Origin of the sequence: Pleomorphomonas koreensis DSM 23070 (genome assembly GCF_000425185.1) — a bacterium.
GTDB classification, from domain to species: domain Bacteria; phylum Pseudomonadota; class Alphaproteobacteria; order Rhizobiales; family Pleomorphomonadaceae; genus Pleomorphomonas; species Pleomorphomonas koreensis.
Genome location: NZ_AULH01000006.1, coordinates 172,535 through 190,949 on the forward strand (window position 1 = coordinate 172,535; position 18,415 = coordinate 190,949).

The window sequence follows — 18,415 nt, forward strand, 5'->3', positions numbered from 1 at the left end:
GGCTTAGGTCGCGGCACAAGGCCGGACACCCGCAATCTCGGACAGGGCGGCCGCTTCCGCCGGGGAGACCCCTTGGGGAAGCCGCCGATCCCGCCGGCCGGAGCCGGCGGGAAGCTCGTTGCCCCTCGCGGGGCGGCCGGCCCGGATGGGCCGGAAATCTCGTCAGGAGGCGGCGCCCACGGAGCCGACTTCGACCTTAACGCCGGGGCCCATGGTCGAGGACACCGACACGCGCTGCAGGTAGGTACCCTTGGCGCCCGACGGCTTGGCCTTCTGGACGGCATCGACCAGGGCGCGCACGTTGTCGAGCAGCGCTTCGGGCGTGAACGACGCCTTGCCGACGCCGGCGTGGACGATGCCGGCCTTCTCGACGCGGAACTCGACCGCGCCACCCTTCGACGCCTTGACGGCGGCGGCGACGTCCTGCGTCACCGTGCCGACCTTCGGGTTCGGCATCAGGCCGCGCGGGCCGAGCACCTTGCCGAGGCGGCCGACCAGCGGCATCATATCCGGCGTGGCAATGCAACGATCGAAGTTGATCTCGCCCTTCTGGATGGTCTCGACCAGATCCTCGGCGCCGACGATGTCAGCCCCGGCGGCAGTCGCTTCGTCGGCCTTGAGGCCGCGGGCGAACACGGCGACGCGGACGGTCTTGCCGGTGCCGTGCGGCAGCTGCACGACGCCGCGCACCATCTGGTCGGCGTGACGGGGGTCGACGCCGAGGTTGATGGCGACCTCGACGGTCTCGTCGAACTTTGCGGTGGCCCGCTCTTTGATCAGGCCGAGGGCCTCGGTCAGCGGATAGAACTTCTTGCGATCGATGCCTTCGCGAGTGGCGGCGATGCGCTTGGCAAGCTTGGCCATGTCGGTCACTCCGCGATCTGGAAGCCCATGGAGCGGGCAGAGCCCTCGACCATGAGCATGGCGGCGTCGATGGAAGTGGCGTTCATGTCGACGAGCTTCTTCTCGGCGATTTCACGCAGCTGCGCCTTGGTCACGGAGCCCGCCGCGCCGGTGCCCGGCGTCTTCGAGCCCTTGTCGATACCGGCGGCCTTCTTCAGGAAGTAGGAGACCGGCGGCGTGCGCAGCTTGAAGGTGAACGAGCGGTCGGCAAAGATGGTGAAGAGCACCGGGATCGGCATGCCCTTTTCCATACCCTGCGTCTGCGCGTTGAACGCCTTGCAGAATTCCATGATGTTGAGACCGCGCTGACCGAGCGCGGGGCCGATCGGCGGCGACGGGGTCGCCGAACCGGCCGCCACCTGAAGCTTCAGGTAGCCGGTGATTTTCTTCGCCATTTTGTTCTCCTCGTCGGCGTATCCGGCATGGCCGGCCCGCCTTCAGGTTCGTGGTCGGAGGGCCATGTCCCGGCGGCGATGGCCGGGGCCCCTCTCCCACGGGGTGATGCCGACCGGCACGCCGGGCGGCGGACGCGGGCGCCGGCAAGCCGGCAGCCGCAAACTCGACGTCAGACCTTCTCGACCTGACCGTATTCCAGCTCGACCGGCGTGGCGCGGCCGAAGATCGACACCGCCACCTTGAGGCGGCTGCGCTCCTCGTCCACCTCTTCGACAAGGCCGGAGAAGGAGGCGAACGGGCCGTCGGACACCTTGACCTGCTCGCCGATCTCGAAGCTGACGGAGGGCTTGGGCCGCTCAACGCCGACTTCGACCTGATTGATGATCCGCTCCGCCTCGCGGTCGGGAATCGGCACCGGCTTGTTGTCGGAACCGAGGAACCCGGTCACCTTCGGCGTGTTCTTGATGAGGTGATAGGCATCGTCGGTCATGTCCATGCGGACGAGGACGTAGCCCGGAAAGAACTTGCGCTCGGCCGCCACCTTGCGGCCACGGCGCACCTCGGTGATGCTCTCGGTCGGCACCAGAACCTGCTCGAAGAGGTGCGCGAGACCGCGCTGCTGCGCCTGCTCCTTGATGGAGTCGGCTACCTTCTTCTCGAAATTCGAGTAGGCGTGCACGATGTACCAGCGTTTTGCCATGTCGTCGTTCCCCTCGGCGGTCGTTCGTCAGCCGCTGAGGCCGAGCAGCAACCCGACACCCCAGTTCATGATCATGTCGGCGACGAGGAAGAAGATCGCCGCAAGGATGGCCATGATGAACACCATGGTCGTCGTGATCGCAGTTTCGCGCCGGGTCGGCCACGTGACCTTGCTGGCCTCGGTCCGAACCTGCTGCAGAAACTCAAGGGGGCTGGTCTTGGCCATACATCCACTCATGACGGTCGGGCGCGCGGAACGTCAGTTCCGCGCGCCACGAGATGGGAACCGTTATCTATAGCGTTCGGCGTATCCGCGCAAGAGGGAAATGGCAGGGGCAGCAGGGCTCGAACCCGCGACCTGCGGTTTTGGAGACCGCCGCTCTACCAACTGAGCTATACCCCTAGACTTCCGCTCGCGGACGCCAGTCCGTTCGCTTATAGCCGAACCGGCTTCAGGATCAAGCACCAAAAGCGCGGTGCGTCCTTCTTACCGATTCTCGCCGGCGGGGCAACCCCGTCCGGCGATTTCTTTTTTCTCCCGAAGGACTTGGCCGGAAGCCGGCCCGGAAATCCGGAAGATTCCGGCGGCCGGAGCCGCCGGAAAGCCTTCTTACTCGACGATCGAAGCGACGACGCCGGCGCCGACGGTACGGCCGCCTTCACGGATGGCGAAGCGGAGCTTCTCCTCCATGGCGATCGGCACGATCAGCTGGACGTTCATCGTCACGTTGTCGCCCGGCATCACCATCTCCACGCCTTCGTTCAGCGTCACCACGCCGGTCACGTCCGTCGTGCGGAAGTAGAACTGCGGGCGGTAGTTGGTGAAGAACGGCGTGTGGCGGCCACCCTCTTCCTTGGTCAGGATGTAGGCTTCGGCCTTGAACTTGGTGTGCGGGTTGACCGAAGCCGGCTTGCACAGCACCTGGCCACGCTCGACGTCCTCGCGCTTGGTGCCGCGCAGCAGCGCGCCGATGTTGTCGCCGGCCTGGCCCTGGTCGAGCAGCTTGCGGAACATCTCGACGCCGGTCACCGTCGTCTTGGTGGTCGGGCGGATGCCGACGATCTCGACTTCCTCGCCGACCTTGACGATGCCGCGCTCGACGCGGCCGGTCACCACCGTGCCGCGGCCGGAGATCGAGAACACGTCCTCGATCGGCATCAGGAACGGCTGGTCGACCGGACGGTCGGGCTGCGGGATGTAGGCGTCGACCTGGGTCATCAGCTCGAGGATCGAGTCATGGCCCAGCACCGGATCGCCGCCCTCGAGGGCAACGAGAGCCGAACCCTTGATGATCGGGATGTCGTCGCCGGGGAAGTCGTAGGACGACAGAAGCTCGCGCACTTCCATCTCGACCAGCTCCAGCAGCTCCGGATCGTCGACCATGTCGCACTTGTTCAGGTACACCACGATCGCCGGAACGCCGACCTGACGGGCGAGCAGGATGTGCTCGCGGGTCTGCGGCATCGGGCCGTCGGCCGCCGAGACCACCAGGATCGCGCCGTCCATCTGGGCGGCGCCGGTGATCATGTTCTTCACATAGTCGGCGTGGCCGGGGCAGTCGACGTGCGCGTAGTGACGGTTCTGCGTCTCGTACTCGACGTGCGCCGTGTTGATCGTGATGCCGCGCGCCTTCTCTTCCGGAGCCGCGTCGATCTGGTCATAGGCCTTGAACGTCGCACCGCCCGTCTCGGCCAGAACCTTGGTGATCGCCGCAGTCAGCGACGTCTTGCCGTGGTCGACGTGACCGATCGTGCCGATGTTGCAGTGCGGCTTCGTCCGCGAAAACTTTTCCTTGGCCATCGCTTCGTCTCTCTCGAAAGGTTTGATGGGGCCTTTTCGTGCGTTGCCCCCGAACCGGGCGGCCGGTTGGCGGCTCGAATAGTGCCTTTTAACGCCGGGTTCAAGCCCTCTTTCGCGCCGCTCTCCCCGCAAAAGAGCTGTCGGCGCCGAGGTTGAGCCATATGGACCGTTTGCCCTGAAAATTCAAGTTCGCAACAGGGCGAAGGATGGCTATGCCCGGTCCGCCGGCGCCCCGTCCGGCGCTTGCGGCGGCACCGGAACGGGTTTACCCCTTTCTACGAGGAACTACGGACAGGGCATGGAGAGGAGCGGACGCATGGAAAACTCCCGCTACAGGTGGGTGATCGTGGCGGCCGGCGGCCTGATCGGCTGCGTCGCCATGGGCGCGGTGTTCGCGCTGCCGGTGTTCCTGAGGCCGATGTCGGAGGCGAGCGGCTGGTCGGTGACCGGCATTTCCAGCGCCATGACCATCGGCTTCCTGGCCATGGCCTTCACCAGCATGCTGTGGGGCAGCCTGACCGACCGCTGGGGCGCCCGGCCGGTGGTGCTGATCGGCGCGTCGCTCCTGGCGATCGGGCTGGCTCTCTCCGGCCTGTCGCCGTCTCTCCTGTTCTTCCAGGTGGTGTTCGGCGTGGTGGTCGGCAGCGCGGCCGCCGCCATCATGACGCCGCTGATGACCTCCGTCACCGCCTGGTTCGACACCCATCGCAGCCTCGCCGTGTCGCTGGTGTCGGCCGGCATGGGCATGGCGCCGCTGACCATGGCGCCGTTCGCCGCCTGGCTGATCACCGGCCACGACTGGCGGACCTCGATGCTGATCCTCGCCGGCTTCGCCGCGGCGATCATGCTGCCGGCCGCTCTCCTGCTCCGCCAGCCGCCGGTGCTTCAGGGCGCCCATCAGGCGGCCGCCGCCGAGGCCGACCCGACCGGCGGCATGACGGTGTCGGAGGTGCTGCGCTCACCGCCCTTCCTGATCCTGGTGTTCACCAACTTCTTCTGCTGCGCCACCCATTCGGGACCGATCTTCCACACGGTGAGCTATGCGGTGACCTGCGGCATCCCGATGATCGCCGCCGTCACCATCTACAGCGTCGAGGGCCTGGCAGGCATGGGCGGCCGCATCGCCTTCGGCCTGATGGGCGACCGGTTCGGCGCCAAGCGCGTCCTGGTGCTCGGCCTCCTCGCCCAGTCGCTCGGCGCGCTCGCCTACATCTTCGCCTCCAGCCTCGTCAGCTTCTACTCGGTGGCCGCGTTGTTCGGCTTCATCTACGCCGGCATCATGCCGCTCTATGCCGTGCTGGTGCGCGAGAACTTCCCGCTCCGGATGATGGGCACGGTGATCGGCGGCACCGCCATGGCCGGCAGCCTCGGCATGGCGGCCGGGCCGCTGGTCGGCGGCATGATCTACGACGCCACGTCGAGCTACCAGTGGCTCTACATCGGCTCGTTCGGCATGGGGATCGGCGCCTTCCTGATCGCCTCGACCTTCCGGCCGATGCCGAACCGCAAGCCCGAAACCGTGGCCGCCTGAGGAGATGCTACAGGGAGGAAGCTGGAGCGGGTGAAGGGAATCGAACCCTCGTATTCAGCTTGGAAGGCTGCTGCTCTACCATTGAGCTACACCCGCTCGGGATGGCCGGATGTTTAGGGACGCGGCCGGGGCTTGTCAACGCCGCAGCGCGGCGGCGACGGCGGCGATCATGGCGTGCACCACCGAGGGATCGGCGCGGCGGCCGGTATGGTTGAGGCGGACGAGCCGGCCGGCGCCGGCGCCGACGCCCGGCGAGATCTCCGGATCGGCGGCGCGGAGGCGGGCGAGGAAGGCATCGGCATCGACGTCGGCCGGCATCGCGAAGCTGGTGACGAGGTGCGACGCCTCGCCCGCCGCCGCCCAGGGCGTCAGGCCAAGCGCGACAAGACCGTCGCGGGCGGCGGCGGCCGCCTCGGCATGGCGGGTGATGATGCTGTCCAAACCCTCCGCCTCGACGCGGTCGAGCGCCGCCTGAAGCGCCCAAAGTTCGAGCGGCGACGGCGTGCCCGGCAACGCGCCGCGGCCGGCGTCGAGCCAGAGGCGCTTGAGGTCGATGAGCGACAGCGTCGAGGTATGCGGCGCGTCCGGCCGGTCGATCGCCTCCCAGGCGCGCTTGCCGACGGCGACGGCCGAGATGCCGGCCGGCCCGGCCAGCGCCTTCTGCGGCCCGATCACCACGACGTCGGCGCCGAGCGCGTCGGCCGGGAAGGCGTGGCCACCCAGCGAGGCGACCGCATCGACGACGGTGAGAAGGCCGCGCTCGCGGGCGAGCGGCAGGATCGCCTCGATGGGGTTGCGGATGCCGCTCGCCGACTCCGCGTGGACGACGGCGAGAAGGCCGGCGTCGGGATGGGCGTCGAGTGTCGCCGCCACCGCCCGCAGGCTGACCGGCCGCGCCGGCTCGGCGCGGATCTCGACCACGGCGGCGCCGGCTTTGCGCAGCCAGCGGCCGAACCAGGCGCCATAAGGACTGGTCACCACGTTGATCGCCTTGACGCCCGGCCGGCCCAGGCTGGCCGCCGCCGCTTCCAGCGCCGTCACCGCCTCCGCCTGCACGAACAGCACGTCGCCCGAGGTGCCGATCAGCCGTGCCAGGCGATCGGCGAGGCCGGCGACGCGGTCGGCCGGAAAGGGCGGCGGATCGAGAAGGCAGGCGGGATCGAAATCGCTCATGCTTGAGGCTTTCCCTTGAGGCGCGGCACGGCGTCAATCAGCCGGCCGAGGACGGCGGTGGACGGAGCGGCGATCACCTCGGCCGCCGGCCCTTCCTCGACGATGCGGCCGGCGTCCATCACCGCGATGCGGTGGGAGACGGCGCGCACCACGGCAAGATCATGCGAGACGAAGAGATAGCTTACGCCGGTTTCCCGTTGCAGGTCGACCAGCAGGTCCAGGATGCGGCCGCGCACCGACACGTCGAGCGCCGACACCGCCTCGTCGAGAATGACGAGGCGCGGCCGCACGGCAATGGCGCGGGCAATCGCCACGCGCTGGCGCTGACCGCCGGAAATGTTGCGGATCGACCGGCCGGCCAGCGCCGCCGGCAGGCCAACGCGGTCGACGAGGCGGGCGATCTCGGCGCCGCGCTCGGCCTTCGGCACGACGGCGTGGATGCGCAGGGCGTCGGCGAGCACGCCGGCGACGGTGGCGCGCGGATTGAAGGCGGCGAGCGGCTCCTGGAACACCATCTGCATGTGGCGGCGGGCAGCGCGCAGGCGGCTGCCGGACAGTTTCAGCCAGTCGGCGCCCATGAAGTGAACCGAGCCGGCCTCCGGCGCGACGAGACGGGTGAGGACGCGCGCCAGCGTCGACTTGCCGCAGCCCGAGGCGCCGACGAGGCCGAGCGTCTCGCCGGGCGCGATCTCCAGCGAAACGCCATCGAGCGCCGCGACGCGGCGGCCGCCGCTCGCGAATGTGCGGCGCAGATCGCGGGCGATCAGCAGCGGCGCCGTCATGGCGCATCTCCGACCAGCGGCGGCGTCGCGAGGTCGATATGCGCGGCGACCAGCGCCGCCGTGGCGGCGGTCTTGGGCGCGGCGACCAGCTCGGCAGCCGGCCCCAGTTCGACCAGACGGCCGGCCGCCATCACGGCGATGCGGTCGGCGATGCCGGAGGCGAGCGCCAGATCGTGCGTCACAAACACCAGCGTCATGCCGTCGGCGCGCACCAGTTCGACCAGCAGATCGACGATGGCCGCCTGCACCACCACGTCGAGCGCCGAGGTCACCTCGTCGGCGACCAGCAGGCGCGGCCGGGCGGCGATGGCGGCGGCGATGGCCACCCGCTGCCGCTGGCCGCCGGAGAGCTGGTGCGGAAAGGCGCGAGCGATGCGCTCGGGCTCCGGCAGGCGCACGCGGCCGATCAGCCGGACGGCCTCGGCGTCGGCGGCGCGGCGGCCAAGGCCGAGATGGCGGCGGGCGCCCTCGCCCACCTGTTCGCCGATGCGCAGCACGGGGTTGAGGCTCGATCCGGGGTCCTGGAAAACGCAGCCGATGTCGCGACCGGCGCGCGGTGCGCCGTCGAGGCCCGGCCAGTCGATGCGGCCGGAGATAGCCGTCCGCTGGGGCAGCAGGCCGATCAGCGCGCGAGCGAAGGTCGACTTTCCGGAGCCGCTTTCGCCGATGACGGCGAGGATTTCGCCGGCCTCGATCTCCAGCGACACGTCCGAGAGTGCCGGCAATGCGGCGTTGCGGTAGGCGACGGCGAGGTTCGAGATGGCGGCGAGCGCGCTCATGGCCGCCCTCCCCGGCCAAGCGCCTCGGACGCCGCCTCGCTGACCAGATAGACGCCGAGCACCGTGGCGACCAGGCCGATACCGGGGATCACCGACAGGAAGGGCGCGGCGCGCAGCACGTTGCGCCCCTCCGATATCATCGAGCCCCAGGTGACGACGTTGGGATCGCCGAGGCCGAGGAAGGACAGAGCCGCCTCGGTGAGGATGGCCGCCGCGACGATCACCGCGGCGAGCGCCAGCACCGGCGGCAGGGCGTTGGGCAGGATCTCCTTGAGGGCGATCTCGACCGGGTGCATGCCGAGAACGCGGGCGGCGGCGACATAATCGCGCTCGCGGATGCTGAGCACCTCGGCGCGGACGAGGCGGGCCGGCTGCGCCCAGGCGCTGAGCGCGATCGCCAGGATGACGGTGGAGAGCGAGCCGCCGGCCACCGACACGAAGGCCAGCGCCAGGAGGAAGCCGGGGACGATCTGGAAGGCGTCGACGACGCGCATCAGCGCCTCGTCGACCAGCCGACCGGCAAAGCCGGCGATGGTGCCGACCAGCGAACCGACGATGATGGCCGCCGCCGCCGCCGCGATGCCGACGATCAGCGAGGTGCGGGCGCCGTGCAGCAGGCCGGCCAGCACGTCGCGGCCGAGCCGGTCGGTACCGAGCGGCAGCGCCGGATCGGTGAACGGCGGCAGCAGCGCCGGCCCGGCGATGCGCAAGGGATCGCCGGGCGCAATCCACGGGGCGGAGAGCGCGGCAACGGCGATGACGGCGAGCAAGGCGACGCCGACGGCGCCGGTGGGGCTCGACAGCAGCCGGCGGAGGACGCTCATGCCGACGCCTCCGAGGCGCCGATGCGCGGATCGAGAAAGGCGTAGAGGATGTCGACCAGGAGGTTGACCAGGATCACCAGCACCGCCGAGGTCAGGATGATGCCGATCAGCAGCGGCGCGTCGCGGCCGGCCACCGCCTCCTGCGCCAGCCGCCCGAAGCCGGGAATGGCGAACACGCTCTCGATCACCACCGAGCCGCCGAGCATGCCGGCCGATTGCAGGCCGAGCACGGTGACCAGCGGCAACAGCGCTGCCCGCACCACGTGCCGCCAGACGATGCGGCGGCGGCCGAGGCCCTTGGCGCGCGCCGCCAGCACGAAGTCCTGGCGCCAGACCTCGGCCATCGAGGCGCGCATCACCCTGAGGAACAGGGCGAGGTAGATGAAGCCGAGCGCGGCGACCGGCAGCACCAGATGGCGGGCGATATCGAGGGCGCGGCCAAGACCGTGCTTGCCGGAGGCGATGGTCTCCAGGCCGGCGATCGGCAGCCACCTGAGCGCCACCGCGAAGACCAGCACCAGCACGAGGCCGAGCCAGAAGCCGGGCACGGCATAGAGGGTCAGCGCGCCGACGGACAGCGCCCGGTCACGGAGCGAGCCCGGCCGGCTGCCGGCGACGACGCCGAGCAGCGAACCGAGGCCGAAGGACAACGCCGTCGCCGAGCCCATCAGCAGCAGCGTCGCCGGCAGGCGTTCGCGAACGAGATCGAGCACCGGTCGCTCGAAGGCCACCGACCAGCCGAGATCGAGCCGGCCGAGGGCGGCAACGTAGAGAAAGAGGCGGGAGAGCAGCGACTGGTCGAGACCATATTGGGCGCGCAGGGTAGCGGCCAGCGCGGCGTCGCCGCCGCCGGCCGACAGGAGATAGGCATCGACGGCGTCGCCCGGCGCCGCTTCGAGCATCAGGAAGGTGGCGATGACGACGATCAGCAGCACCGGCACGGCGCTGACCGCCCGCCGCCGGATCAGGGACAGGGCGCGATGCACGCTAGAACACTCCCGGCTGCTTTGCCCAAGGACTCCAGGCGACTGGAACGACACCTTTGAAAGGCTTCCCGACATGCGAAATCAAGGAAAAATATTCCAGCCGAAGGCCACCGCCGGCTGGCTCCGTTGCATGGCCGCCGGAAAACGGACATCGTCCAGCCTTTCGGATGGAGACGGGCCGACATGATGGACGAGTACAAGGTGAGCGTCGAGGTGCCCTCGGTCGAGGATTATTGCCGCCTGCGCCGCGAGGCCGGCCTGACGCCCCGCAGCGAGACGGCGGCAGCGGCCGGCCTGCCGAACACCGTGGTGGGCGTACTGGTCAGGCAGGGCGACCGTGTGGTGGGCATGGGGCGCGCGGTGGGCGACGGGCTCTGCTACCAGATCGTCGACATCGCCGTGGAGCCGGTCCATCAGGGGCGCGGCCTCGGCAAGGCGATCGTCGCACGGCTGATGCAGGAATTGCGGCAAATCGCCCCGGCGGAGGCCTATGTCAGCCTGATCGCCGACGGCGATGCAAAGCATCTCTACGCGCAATACGGCTTTGTTCCGACGGCGCCCGCCTCGATCGGCATGGCGCAATGGATCGGCCGATAAGGGCGGATGTTTTCAGGGCTTGGCAGCCCCGGTCGGAAATGGTGCCGGCGGAGAGGATCGAACTCCCGACCTTCGGTTTACAAAACCGCTGCACTACCGCTGTGCTACGCCGGCACGGATTTCCGAATAGCCGATGGCAAGGAGAGGCGCAACCCTGAGGCGGGCCGGCGGATCAGTCCGCGGCCATCGCCTTCCTCACCATGTAGAGCGACAGCACGGCGGCGTTGGAGACGTTGAGGCTCTTGATCTCGCCGGGCATGTCGATGCGGGCGAGCACATCGCAGAGTTCACGCGTGCGCTGGCGGAGACCCTTGCCCTCGGCGCCGAGCACCAAACAGACCGGCGCGGCGAGGTGGGCCTCGTCGAGCGGCGCCGGCGCCTCCGAATCGAGCCCCACCACAGTGAATCCGGCCGCCCTCATCTCCTCCAGCGTGTCACCGAGATTGCGAACCGTCGTCACCGGCACCACGTCGAGCGCGCCCGACGCGGATTTCGCCAGCACGCCGGATTCGGCGGCGCTGTGGCGCGCTGTGGTCAGCACCGCATCGACGGCGAAGGCGGTGGCCGAGCGCAGGATGGCGCCGACATTGTGCGGGTCGGTCACCTGGTCGAGCGCAAGCACCAGCCGAGCGCCCGAAAGCTCCAGCTTGGTCAGCGGCTTCAGCGGCTCGACCTCCAGCGCGCAGCCCTGATGCACGGCTTCCGAGCCGAGGAGCTTGTCGAGAACATATGGCGACGCCTCCTCGACGGTGATCGGCAACTTGCCTTCGGGGAAGCGCTCGGCAAGCCGGGCCGTGGCGTTGCGGGTGGCCAGAAGGCGCAGGGCGGTACGGCGCGGGTTCTTCAGCGCGAATTCCACCGTGTGCAGGCCATAGAGCCAGAGCGCCTCGCCGGCCTCGCGCTCGCGCTTGGGGCGGGGTCGGAAATCGCGCGGGCCGAACTTGCCGGCCGGCCGGCCGTGCGGGCGGTCGGGCCGCTTGCCGGGGCGCTTCGGAGAGGAGGTTTCGTCGGACATGCGGCGCTTATAGCCGCCACAATCCGCCGGCGCCAGTGGCGCGTCCCACCGGCCGGTCGTTTCGCCTTCGGGCGGATTGCATTGTCGACAAAACAATCGGGCGATGGGGTTGACAGCGCCCGGCATGGCCGCCATAAGAGCGCCCGTCCAGCCGACGCCTTCGGGCGCGGCCGGAACGGGATGGGAGAATGTCCCGAGCGGCAAAGGGGGCGGACTGTAAATCCGCTGGCTAGGCCTTCGTAGGTTCGAGTCCTACTTCTCCCACCATCTCTTTTCCATTGATATCGCTCAGATGTCCGGCGCCTGGTCGAGGCTGCCGTAGCTCGCCTTGGCAAGCCTCAAGAGCGTTTCGCGCGGCAGGGCGCCGACCAGAACGCAGCCAAGCGTCTCGGCGTGCCAGGACACGGCGGTGAGTCCGTCGGCCGAGCTGACGCGCATCGCCGTCTCCTCGCCGGCACTCGGCACGACATAGAGCGTAATGCGGGCGCCGTCGTCGCTCTCATACATCAGAAGCGCGGCGGCGCTGCCCGCCGCCGGCAACAGGCGGCCGCCGACCAGCGAGAAGCCCTCGGGCGCTAGATCGGGGATGATCAGCGTGCGGTCGAGCCGCCGGGACAGCCATTTCGCGAGATGGGCGCCCTCCGCGCCGCTCACCTCCACCGGATGCAGCACCTCCGGCGTGTAGAGTACATGCGCCGCCTCGGCCTCGCCGATCAGCGTCGTCTCGGCAGCGTCGGGGGCGACGAGGCCACGGCCGATCCAGCCGCCGGCGCCGCCCGCAAGAACCAGCGCCACGGCGGCAGCCGCGACGGCGAGGCGCCCAAAGCCCCCGCGCCGCTCGGCGGCCAGGCGATGCGGCGACAGCCGGGCCGGCATCGCCTCGTCGGCGACGTGGCCGTAGAGGGCGGCGAGCGTCGCGCCCTGCTCCCGCCAGGCGGCGATGCGCTCGCGGTCGCGGGGGCTGTCGGCGAGAAGGGCCTCGACCGCTGCACGCCGCGCCGGCGCCAGCTCGCCGTCGACATAGGCGTTGAGGTCGGCCTCGCTGATGGTGTTCCTGTCGTTCATTTCACCGATCTCAGTTTCGGTCCCGTGCCATCTACCAGGGCGCGCAGGGCCTCGCGCGCCCGTCCGATGCGCGACATCAGCGTGCCCACGGGTACGCCGAGGACGCCGGCCGCCTCGGCGTAGCTCATGCCTTCGAGCGCCACCAGCAGCAGCGCCTCGCGCTGCTCGGCCGGCAGGCGGTCGAGCGCCGCCGCCGTCTCGGCCAGCGCCAGGCGGGCGCCCTGCGACGGCGGCGAGGCCGGTTCGAACGGCAGCACATCGAGCGCCTCGGCTTCGGGCGCGGCGCGCCGGCGGCGGCGGTCGTTGCGGTGGAGGTTGATCATGATCGTGAACAGCCAGGGGCGGAGCGGGCCGATCGGCCGCCACAGGCTCTGCTTGGCGATGGCCCGCTCCAGGCAATCCTGGACGAGATCGTCAGCCCGATCGGCATTGCCGGTGAGCGCCCGCGCGTAGCGGCGCAGCGCGGGCACCAGCGTCTCGATGTCGTCCAGGAAGCCCGGCATGGCTCGAAGCTATACCAATTCGCGAAGATGCTGACGCATCCGCTCATTCAGTCATTGCCGATGCCTCATGTGCGTCAGCGGCATGAGACATCGGCAAACGGAATACCAAGAGCATTTTCAATGCCTCTTGGTTTTACTCCTTCGCAAGGTGCCAGACGCCGCCCATGCCATCGCCGCTGACGTCGCCCGGCTTATTGTCGCCCTGCCAGAGGTAGAGCGGCTTGCCCTTGAAGGCCCACTGCTGCGAGCCGTCCTTGCGGGCGACCAGCGTGAAGTCGTCGGACGCCATGGCGCCGGCAGCCGCCATGGCCGGCGGCCATTTCACGGCGCAATCGTCGTAGCAACTGGAGACGCCGGCGGCATCCTTGTCGAAGGTATAGAGCGCCATGCCGTTGGCATCGGTCAGGATTTCGCCCTTGGCGCTGTCCATCGTCTTGATGGCGCCCGAGGCGTAGTCCTCGGCAAGAGCCGGGACCAGGGCCGGGGCGGCAAGACCACCGGCCAGCAGCACGGAAACGATCAGTCGGTTCATGGTGTCCTCCTCGGGAGGGCGAAAACCGCCTCCCGAAGACAACAACACCGGCCGCCGGGTTTTATTCCCGGCCGGAGCAAATTTTTGCGGACGGCCGTCAGGTTCCGGAGACCGTCGGCGGCTTGCGGCTGCGCATCTCGCGGTAGCCTTCGAGGCGCGGCGCGATGTACACGGCGATCGGCAGCGCCACCACGAAGCTGATGACGATCATCACCGGCACCAGCACCAGAGCGTTCTGCATCAGCGGCGTCATGAGGATGGTGATCATGCCGATACCAAACAGCACGGCCTGCACCATCATGTAGACGAGCGGAGTGATCATCAGGCGGAGGCTCATCGTCGTCTCCCTTGCTAGACTTCCTGCAAATCAACGCGCGGAGCGGCCACCGGTTTCCTGCCTCTCCCCGTCCATCTTGCAGACGGGGGCGGCGAGGCGCACTCTGCCTCTCGCATCAGGCAAGGGAGACGGCCATGCGCTACACCGCCTGCATCGAGTGGTTATTCGCCAAGGAAGCGCCCGACATCGCCGACCGCATCCGCCTTGCCGCCAGGACCGGGCTCGCCGGCGTCGAGTTCTGGCAATGGCGCAACAAGCCGATCGAGGCGATCAAGGTGGCGCTCGACGAGACCGGCCTGCCGCTCGCCGCCTTCGTGTCCGAGCCGATGGCGCCGCTCACCGACGCCGCGCGGCATGGCGAGTATCTCGACGGCTTGCGGCAGTCGCTCGACGTCGCCCGCCGGCTCGGCGCACCGGTGCTGATCGCCCAGGCCGGTCCCGACATTCCCGGCCGCGACCCCGCCGAGCAGCGGGCGGCGCTGGTCGAGGGGCTCAGCCGCTGCGCCGACGTGCTCAAGGGCTCCGGCGTGGTGCTGGCGCTGGAACCGCTCAACACGCTGATCGACCATCCCGGCTATTTCCTGCCGTCGACGACCGAGGGACTCGACATCATCGACGAGGTCGGCCGGCCGGAAATCCGCCTGCTCTACGACCTCTACCACTCCGCCGTGATGGGCGAGGACATCGCCAAGGTGCTGTCGAACCGGCTCGACCGCGTCGTCCATTGCCATCTCGCCGACTTGCCCGGCCGCCACGAGCCCGGCAGCGGCAGTTTCGACTGGCGGGCCTGCGTCGCCTGGCTGGAGGCCAATGGCTATGACGGCTTCATCGGGCTCGAATACCAGCCGACCGGCGATACGGCGGCAAGCCTGAAGGCGGTGCTCGAGGCTTAGGACGCGGCGATCCAGCCGTTATCCGTCCGTTCGAGGAGCGGTGTTGCCAGCGAACCGACCACCCGGCCGCCGAAGGCAGCGAGGGACGGACGCCAGCGTTCGGTCTGGAGCATGGCGGCGCCGATCGCCGCCGGTTCGACGCCGACCGCCGCCATCAGCCGCAGGCCGGCGACGATCGAGGTGCCGGACGAGATCACGTCGTCGACGAGGGCGACGCGGCGGCCATCGAGCAGCGGCAGCATGCGCGGGTCGACGTAGAGGCGCTTGAGGTGATGGGTGGTCACCGAACTCATCGGTACCGACAGTTCCTCGACGTACCAGAATTTGCGCGAGGTACCGAGCGGCACATAACGCGACTGGCCGAGCCGCTCGGCGACGGCGGCGGCGAGCGTCAACCCCAGCGTCGGCAGGCCGACCACCACCTCGGGCGCGAAGGCCGCCAACCGGGCGGCGAGATCATCGGCCAGCGCCGCCAGCACGGCAAAGCTCGCCTGGTTGACGATCAGCGAAGCGAGGCCGTGCCGGCCGTCGGCCAGCGCCCGGATCGGCAGCAGCAGTTGCCGGCCGTCGGCGAGGCGGGCCGGCCAGGCGTCGGCGAACGGGCCGGCCCCGGCATGGGTGCCGGCGGGATGGAGGGTCTGCCAGAAATCGTGCGGCTGCATGGACGGCCCCGGTTGCTGCTTCCGGTGTAGAGGCAAGCCGCGGCGCCATGCAAGGGGCGAGGCGGGTGGGAAAGAATTGGCGCCAGAGCCGGCAAATCCAGCCCTCCGCATGCCCATGGCGCGCCGGACGGCGTTCCACGCGAAAAATAGTTCTCCCAACCGTTGCCGCCGGCAATTTCATCCCTGTAACATCCGGCGCCGCGGATCGACAGTGTCGTCACGATCGCATCCGCGACGGTCCGATCGCCGCCGCTTTCGCCGGAGCCTGCCATGACCCTTGCCGTCCTTTCCCGCCGCAGCCTGATCAAGGCTTCCCTCGTGCTTGCCGCCTCGACGGCGCTGTCCACCAACCGTCTGTTCGCGCAGGACAAGACCCGCCTGGTGGTGGCGGCCGACAGCGAGCCGAAGAACCTCAACCCGGCCATCGTCGCCTCGAACGGTGTGTTCTTCCTGTCGAGCAAGGTGATCGAGCCGCTGGCCGAGGCGTCCTACGACGGCGAGAACGGCCTGGCGCCACGCCTCGCCCTCTCCTGGGAAGGCGCCGACGACGGCCTCTCCGTCACCTTCAAGCTGCGCGAAGGCGTGACCTGGCACGACGGCCAGCCGTTCACCTCTGAAGACGTCGCCTTCTCGGCGCTGGAGGTGTGGAAGCCGCTCCAGAACCTCGGACGCTCGGTGTTCGCCAACCTTGAGGCCGTCGATACGCCGGACGAGCACACGGCGGTGTTCAGGTTCGGCAAGCCGACGCCGGTCCAGCTGATCCGCAACGCGCTGCCGGCCGTCACCGCCGTGTTGCCGAAGCACGTCTTCGCCGGCAGTGACCTCAAGGCCGCGCCGACCATCGACAAGCTGATCGGCACCGGGCCGTTCAAGTTCACCGAATACAAGCCCGGCGAATACTATCTCCTGTCGAAGAACGACAATTACTGGGACAAGGGCGAGCCGAAGGTGGATGAGATCGTCTTCCGCGTGCTGCCCGACCGGGCCGGCGCCGGCGCGGCGCTGGAAGCGGAGGAAATCCACCTCGCCGCCTTCTCGGCGGTGCCGCTCGCCGACCTCGACCGCATCTCCAAGGTGCCGGGCATCAAGGTGATTTCCAAGGGATACGAGGCGCTGACCTATCAGCTGGTTGTCGAGATCAACCATCGCCGCAAGGAGCTGGCCGACCTCAAGGTGCGACAGGCGATCGCCCACGCCATCGACAAGGAGTTCGTGGTCAACACCATCTTCCTCGGCTATGCGGCGGCCTCCACCGGCCCGGTGCCGAAGAACGCGCCGGAGTTCTACACCGCCGACGTGCCGACCTACGACTTCAGCGTCGACAAGGCCAACGCGCTGCTCGACGAGGCCGGCTACAAGCGCGGCGACGACGGCGTGCGCTTCCGGCTCAAGTTGCTGCCGGCGCCCTATTTCAACGAGACGCGGCAGTTCGGCGACTATCTCCGGCAGGCACTGGCCGCCGTCGGCATCGACGCGACGATCGTCAACAACGACGCGGCTGCCCACCAGAAGGCCGTCTACACCGACCACGATTTCGATCTGGCGGTGGCGCCGCCGGTGTTCCGCGGCGATCCGGCCATCTCCACCACCATCCTGGTGCGCTCCGGCACACCTGACGGGGTGCCCTTCTCCAACCAGGGCGGCTATGCCAACGCCGAACTGGACGCGCTGATCGACAAGGCGGCCGAGACGGTGGACACCGCCGCCCGCACCGAACTCTACAAGGAGTTCCAGAAGGACGTGGCCGCCGACCTGCCGCTGATCAACGTCGCCGAATGGGGCTTCATCACCGTGGCGCGCGACAGCGTCGAGAACGTCGCCAGCAACCCGCGCTGGGCGGTGTCCAACTGGGCCGACGTTGGCCTGAAGGAATAACTAGCCGCCGGTCACGTTCATGTGCCGGCCCTTCATCGAGGGAAGCCCCGCGCGGTCGATGACGAAGTCGTGGCCGCGCGGCTTCCGGGCGATCGCCTTCAGTATGGCGGCGTCGAGCAGCGCGTCGCCCTCCGAGGCGCGCAGCGGCGCACGCAGGTCGACGCGGTCCTCCTGCCCCAGGCACATGTAGACGGTGCCGGTGCAGGTGACGCGGACGCGGTTGCAGCTTTCGCAGAAATTATGGGTCATCGGCGTGATGAAGCCGAGCCGGCCGCCGGTCTCGCGCACCGTCACGTAGCGGGCCGGGCCGCCGGTGCGATAGGCCGTGTCGTCGAGCGTGAAGCGGCGGGCAAGCCGCGCCCGCATCTCGCTGAGCGGCAGGTATTGGGCGAGGCGGTCGCCATCGATCTCGCCGAGCGGCATGGTCTCGATCAGCGTCAGGTCGAAGCCGCGGCCGTGCGCCCAGGCGAGGATGTCCTCGATCTCGAACTCGTTGACCTCGCGCAGCGCCACGGTGTTGATCTTCACCTTGAGGCCGGCGCACACCGCGGCGTCGATGCCGGCCAGCACCTTGTCGAGGCTGCCGGTGCGGGTGATCACCCGGAATTTTTCCGCGTCGAGGCTGTCGAGCGACACGTTGATGCGGCGGACGCCGCAGTCGGCCAGTTCGCCGGCGAAGCGGGCGAGCTGCGAGCCGTTGGTGGTCAGCGTCACCTCCTCGAGGCGGCCGTCGTCGAGATAGGCGCGCAGCGAGCGGAACAGCGCCATGATGCCGCGCCGCACCAAGGGCTCGCCGCCCGAGACGCGGATGCGGCGGACGCCGCGCCGGATGAAGGCGCCGCAGAGACGATCCAGCTCCTCCAGCGTCAGGAGATCGCTGTGCGGCAGAAAGGTCATGTCGCCGGACATGCAGTAGACGCAGCGGAAATCGCAGCGATCCGTCACCGAGACGCGCAGGTAATCGACGCGCCGGCCGAACGGGTCGATCAGATCGGAAACGGGCTGCTGCATGACGTCGCGTTCACCTCGGCGGCCGGACCGGCCGAAGCGGCAAAGATAGTC

The 18,415-nt window shown here is 69.0% G+C and carries 21 protein-coding genes and 4 tRNA genes; 5 read left to right on the forward strand and 20 right to left on the reverse strand.

Annotated elements, in window-relative coordinates; genetic code table 11:
- Positions 1 to 162: 162 nt before the first annotated feature.
- The 6 genes from rplA to tuf form a co-directional block, all read right to left on the reverse strand.
- Positions 163 to 864: a 50S ribosomal protein L1 gene (gene rplA / locus H512_RS0104295; RefSeq protein WP_026782433.1), complete on the reverse strand. Its 702-nt coding sequence runs from the start codon at positions 862 to 864 to the stop codon at positions 163 to 165.
- A gap of 5 nt (positions 865 to 869) precedes the next feature.
- Entirely contained in the window at positions 870 to 1,298 is a 429-nt protein-coding gene (gene rplK / locus H512_RS0104300) for a 50S ribosomal protein L11 (RefSeq protein WP_026782434.1), read from the reverse strand.
- A gap of 170 nt (positions 1,299 to 1,468) precedes the next feature.
- The gene (nusG, locus tag H512_RS0104305) at positions 1,469 to 1,999 is read right to left on the reverse strand and encodes a transcription termination/antitermination protein NusG (RefSeq protein ID WP_026782435.1); all 531 of its coding nucleotides are present in this window, start codon (positions 1,997 to 1,999) and stop codon (positions 1,469 to 1,471) included.
- Between the two features lie 27 nt (positions 2,000 to 2,026).
- The gene (gene secE / locus H512_RS0104310) at positions 2,027 to 2,224 is read right to left on the reverse strand and encodes a preprotein translocase subunit SecE (RefSeq protein WP_026782436.1); all 198 of its coding nucleotides are present in this window, start codon (positions 2,222 to 2,224) and stop codon (positions 2,027 to 2,029) included.
- Positions 2,225 to 2,325: 101 nt separating this feature from the next.
- Positions 2,326 to 2,401 (reverse strand) — tRNA-Trp (locus H512_RS0104315).
- A gap of 207 nt (positions 2,402 to 2,608) precedes the next feature.
- The gene (tuf, locus tag H512_RS0104320; protein ID WP_026782426.1) at positions 2,609 to 3,799 is read right to left on the reverse strand and encodes an elongation factor Tu; all 1,191 of its coding nucleotides are present in this window, start codon (positions 3,797 to 3,799) and stop codon (positions 2,609 to 2,611) included.
- Between the two features lie 316 nt (positions 3,800 to 4,115).
- On the opposite strand from tuf, the gene H512_RS0104325 reads away from it, so the two are divergent.
- Positions 4,116 to 5,330 (forward strand): MFS transporter, encoded by a 1,215-nt coding sequence (locus tag H512_RS0104325; protein ID WP_026782437.1) that lies wholly within the window; start codon positions 4,116 to 4,118, stop codon positions 5,328 to 5,330.
- A 22-nt stretch (positions 5,331 to 5,352) separates the two neighbouring features.
- Here the strand turns inward: H512_RS0104325 and H512_RS0104330 are convergent.
- The 6 genes from H512_RS0104330 to H512_RS0104355 all read right to left on the reverse strand — a co-directional run bounded on the left by H512_RS0104330 (position 5,353) and on the right by H512_RS0104355 (position 9,874).
- Positions 5,353 to 5,426: transfer RNA gene (locus H512_RS0104330), tRNA-Gly, on the reverse strand.
- A gap of 39 nt (positions 5,427 to 5,465) precedes the next feature.
- A complete protein-coding gene (locus H512_RS22430; RefSeq protein ID WP_053239538.1) occupies positions 5,466 to 6,503 on the reverse strand; it encodes a pyridoxal-phosphate-dependent aminotransferase family protein in 1,038 nt (345 codons plus the stop codon).
- Positions 6,500 to 7,285, reverse strand: coding sequence for an ATP-binding cassette domain-containing protein (locus tag H512_RS0104340; RefSeq protein WP_026782438.1), 786 nt, complete (start codon positions 7,283 to 7,285; stop codon positions 6,500 to 6,502). Before H512_RS0104340 ends, H512_RS22430 begins: the two co-directional genes overlap by 4 nt.
- Complete coding sequence (locus H512_RS0104345; protein ID WP_026782439.1) at positions 7,282 to 8,064, reverse strand: ABC transporter ATP-binding protein; 783 nt, start codon at positions 8,062 to 8,064, stop codon at positions 7,282 to 7,284. Before H512_RS0104345 ends, H512_RS0104340 begins: the two co-directional genes overlap by 4 nt.
- Complete coding sequence (locus H512_RS0104350; RefSeq protein ID WP_026782440.1) at positions 8,061 to 8,888, reverse strand: ABC transporter permease; 828 nt, start codon at positions 8,886 to 8,888, stop codon at positions 8,061 to 8,063. Before H512_RS0104350 ends, H512_RS0104345 begins: the two co-directional genes overlap by 4 nt.
- The gene (locus H512_RS0104355) at positions 8,885 to 9,874 is read right to left on the reverse strand and encodes an ABC transporter permease (protein ID WP_026782441.1); all 990 of its coding nucleotides are present in this window, start codon (positions 9,872 to 9,874) and stop codon (positions 8,885 to 8,887) included. The genes H512_RS0104350 and H512_RS0104355 overlap by 4 nt, the downstream gene beginning before the upstream one ends.
- A gap of 183 nt (positions 9,875 to 10,057) precedes the next feature.
- Here H512_RS0104355 and H512_RS0104360 point away from each other — a divergent pair, with 183 nt between their 5' ends.
- On the forward strand, positions 10,058 to 10,471 hold the full coding sequence (locus tag H512_RS0104360; RefSeq protein ID WP_026782442.1) for a GNAT family N-acetyltransferase: 414 nt from the start codon (positions 10,058 to 10,060) through the stop codon (positions 10,469 to 10,471).
- Positions 10,472 to 10,510: 39 nt separating this feature from the next.
- On the opposite strand, the gene H512_RS0104365 is transcribed toward H512_RS0104360, so the two are convergent.
- Positions 10,511 to 10,585: transfer RNA gene (locus tag H512_RS0104365), tRNA-Thr, on the reverse strand.
- A 58-nt stretch (positions 10,586 to 10,643) separates the two neighbouring features.
- On the reverse strand, positions 10,644 to 11,486 hold the full coding sequence (locus H512_RS0104370; protein ID WP_026782443.1) for a TrmH family RNA methyltransferase: 843 nt from the start codon (positions 11,484 to 11,486) through the stop codon (positions 10,644 to 10,646).
- 182 nt (positions 11,487 to 11,668) lie between these two features.
- On the opposite strand from H512_RS0104370, the gene H512_RS0104375 reads away from it, so the two are divergent.
- Positions 11,669 to 11,753, forward strand: a tRNA-Tyr gene (locus tag H512_RS0104375).
- A gap of 21 nt (positions 11,754 to 11,774) precedes the next feature.
- On the opposite strand, the gene H512_RS0104380 is transcribed toward H512_RS0104375, so the two are convergent.
- The 4 genes from H512_RS0104380 to H512_RS0104395 all read right to left on the reverse strand — a co-directional run bounded on the left by H512_RS0104380 (position 11,775) and on the right by H512_RS0104395 (position 13,923).
- Positions 11,775 to 12,551 carry an anti-sigma factor family protein gene (locus H512_RS0104380; RefSeq protein ID WP_026782444.1) on the reverse strand — a complete coding sequence of 259 codons (777 nt, stop codon included), beginning with the start codon at positions 12,549 to 12,551 and terminating at the stop codon, positions 11,775 to 11,777.
- Positions 12,548 to 13,054: a sigma-70 family RNA polymerase sigma factor gene (locus H512_RS0104385; protein ID WP_026782445.1), complete on the reverse strand. Its 507-nt coding sequence runs from the start codon at positions 13,052 to 13,054 to the stop codon at positions 12,548 to 12,550. Before H512_RS0104385 ends, H512_RS0104380 begins: the two co-directional genes overlap by 4 nt.
- A gap of 133 nt (positions 13,055 to 13,187) precedes the next feature.
- A complete protein-coding gene (locus H512_RS0104390; RefSeq protein ID WP_026782446.1) occupies positions 13,188 to 13,586 on the reverse strand; it encodes a COG4315 family predicted lipoprotein in 399 nt (132 codons plus the stop codon).
- A 97-nt stretch (positions 13,587 to 13,683) separates the two neighbouring features.
- Positions 13,684 to 13,923: a hypothetical protein gene (locus H512_RS0104395; RefSeq protein ID WP_026782447.1), complete on the reverse strand. Its 240-nt coding sequence runs from the start codon at positions 13,921 to 13,923 to the stop codon at positions 13,684 to 13,686.
- Positions 13,924 to 14,057: 134 nt separating this feature from the next.
- On the opposite strand from H512_RS0104395, the gene H512_RS0104400 reads away from it, so the two are divergent.
- On the forward strand, positions 14,058 to 14,816 hold the full coding sequence (locus H512_RS0104400; protein ID WP_026782448.1) for a hydroxypyruvate isomerase family protein: 759 nt from the start codon (positions 14,058 to 14,060) through the stop codon (positions 14,814 to 14,816).
- Here H512_RS0104400 and H512_RS0104405 read toward each other — a convergent pair.
- On the reverse strand, positions 14,813 to 15,478 hold the full coding sequence (locus tag H512_RS0104405; RefSeq protein ID WP_026782449.1) for a phosphoribosyltransferase: 666 nt from the start codon (positions 15,476 to 15,478) through the stop codon (positions 14,813 to 14,815). The genes H512_RS0104400 and H512_RS0104405 overlap by 4 nt on opposite strands.
- A 270-nt stretch (positions 15,479 to 15,748) precedes the next feature.
- Between H512_RS0104405 and H512_RS0104410 the strand changes: the two genes are divergently transcribed.
- Complete coding sequence (locus tag H512_RS0104410; RefSeq protein WP_026782450.1) at positions 15,749 to 17,353, forward strand: ABC transporter substrate-binding protein; 1,605 nt, start codon at positions 15,749 to 15,751, stop codon at positions 17,351 to 17,353.
- On the opposite strand, the gene moaA is transcribed toward H512_RS0104410, so the two are convergent.
- On the reverse strand, positions 17,354 to 18,364 hold the full coding sequence (gene moaA / locus H512_RS0104415; RefSeq protein ID WP_026782451.1) for a GTP 3',8-cyclase MoaA: 1,011 nt from the start codon (positions 18,362 to 18,364) through the stop codon (positions 17,354 to 17,356).
- Between the last annotated feature and the right edge of the window lie 51 nt (positions 18,365 to 18,415).

What these genes read in the sequence shown, in the direction of transcription:
- rplA (WP_026782433.1), bottom strand. Translation starts at nt 864, where the DNA reads ATGGCCAAGCTTGCCAAGCGCATCGCCGCCACTCGCGAAGGCATCGAT.
- rplK (WP_026782434.1), bottom strand. Translation starts at nt 1,298, where the DNA reads ATGGCGAAGAAAATCACCGGCTACCTGAAGCTTCAGGTGGCGGCCGGT.
- nusG (WP_026782435.1), bottom strand. Translation starts at nt 1,999, where the DNA reads ATGGCAAAACGCTGGTACATCGTGCACGCCTACTCGAATTTCGAGAAG.
- secE (WP_026782436.1), bottom strand. Translation starts at nt 2,224, where the DNA reads ATGGCCAAGACCAGCCCCCTTGAGTTTCTGCAGCAGGTTCGGACCGAG.
- tuf (WP_026782426.1), bottom strand. Translation starts at nt 3,799, where the DNA reads ATGGCCAAGGAAAAGTTTTCGCGGACGAAGCCGCACTGCAACATCGGC.
- H512_RS0104325 (WP_026782437.1), top strand. Translation starts at nt 4,116, where the DNA reads ATGGAAAACTCCCGCTACAGGTGGGTGATCGTGGCGGCCGGCGGCCTG.
- H512_RS22430 (WP_053239538.1), bottom strand. Translation starts at nt 6,503, where the DNA reads ATGAGCGATTTCGATCCCGCCTGCCTTCTCGATCCGCCGCCCTTTCCG.
- H512_RS0104340 (WP_026782438.1), bottom strand. Translation starts at nt 7,285, where the DNA reads ATGACGGCGCCGCTGCTGATCGCCCGCGATCTGCGCCGCACATTCGCG.
- H512_RS0104345 (WP_026782439.1), bottom strand. Translation starts at nt 8,064, where the DNA reads ATGAGCGCGCTCGCCGCCATCTCGAACCTCGCCGTCGCCTACCGCAAC.
- H512_RS0104350 (WP_026782440.1), bottom strand. Translation starts at nt 8,888, where the DNA reads ATGAGCGTCCTCCGCCGGCTGCTGTCGAGCCCCACCGGCGCCGTCGGC.
- H512_RS0104360 (WP_026782442.1), top strand. Translation starts at nt 10,058, where the DNA reads ATGATGGACGAGTACAAGGTGAGCGTCGAGGTGCCCTCGGTCGAGGAT.
- H512_RS0104370 (WP_026782443.1), bottom strand. Translation starts at nt 11,486, where the DNA reads ATGTCCGACGAAACCTCCTCTCCGAAGCGCCCCGGCAAGCGGCCCGAC.
- H512_RS0104380 (WP_026782444.1), bottom strand. Translation starts at nt 12,551, where the DNA reads ATGAACGACAGGAACACCATCAGCGAGGCCGACCTCAACGCCTATGTC.
- H512_RS0104385 (WP_026782445.1), bottom strand. Translation starts at nt 13,054, where the DNA reads ATGCCGGGCTTCCTGGACGACATCGAGACGCTGGTGCCCGCGCTGCGC.
- H512_RS0104390 (WP_026782446.1), bottom strand. Translation starts at nt 13,586, where the DNA reads ATGAACCGACTGATCGTTTCCGTGCTGCTGGCCGGTGGTCTTGCCGCC.
- H512_RS0104395 (WP_026782447.1), bottom strand. Translation starts at nt 13,923, where the DNA reads ATGAGCCTCCGCCTGATGATCACTCCGCTCGTCTACATGATGGTGCAG.
- H512_RS0104400 (WP_026782448.1), top strand. Translation starts at nt 14,058, where the DNA reads ATGCGCTACACCGCCTGCATCGAGTGGTTATTCGCCAAGGAAGCGCCC.
- H512_RS0104405 (WP_026782449.1), bottom strand. Translation starts at nt 15,478, where the DNA reads ATGCAGCCGCACGATTTCTGGCAGACCCTCCATCCCGCCGGCACCCAT.
- H512_RS0104410 (WP_026782450.1), top strand. Translation starts at nt 15,749, where the DNA reads ATGACCCTTGCCGTCCTTTCCCGCCGCAGCCTGATCAAGGCTTCCCTC.
- moaA (WP_026782451.1), bottom strand. Translation starts at nt 18,364, where the DNA reads ATGCAGCAGCCCGTTTCCGATCTGATCGACCCGTTCGGCCGGCGCGTC.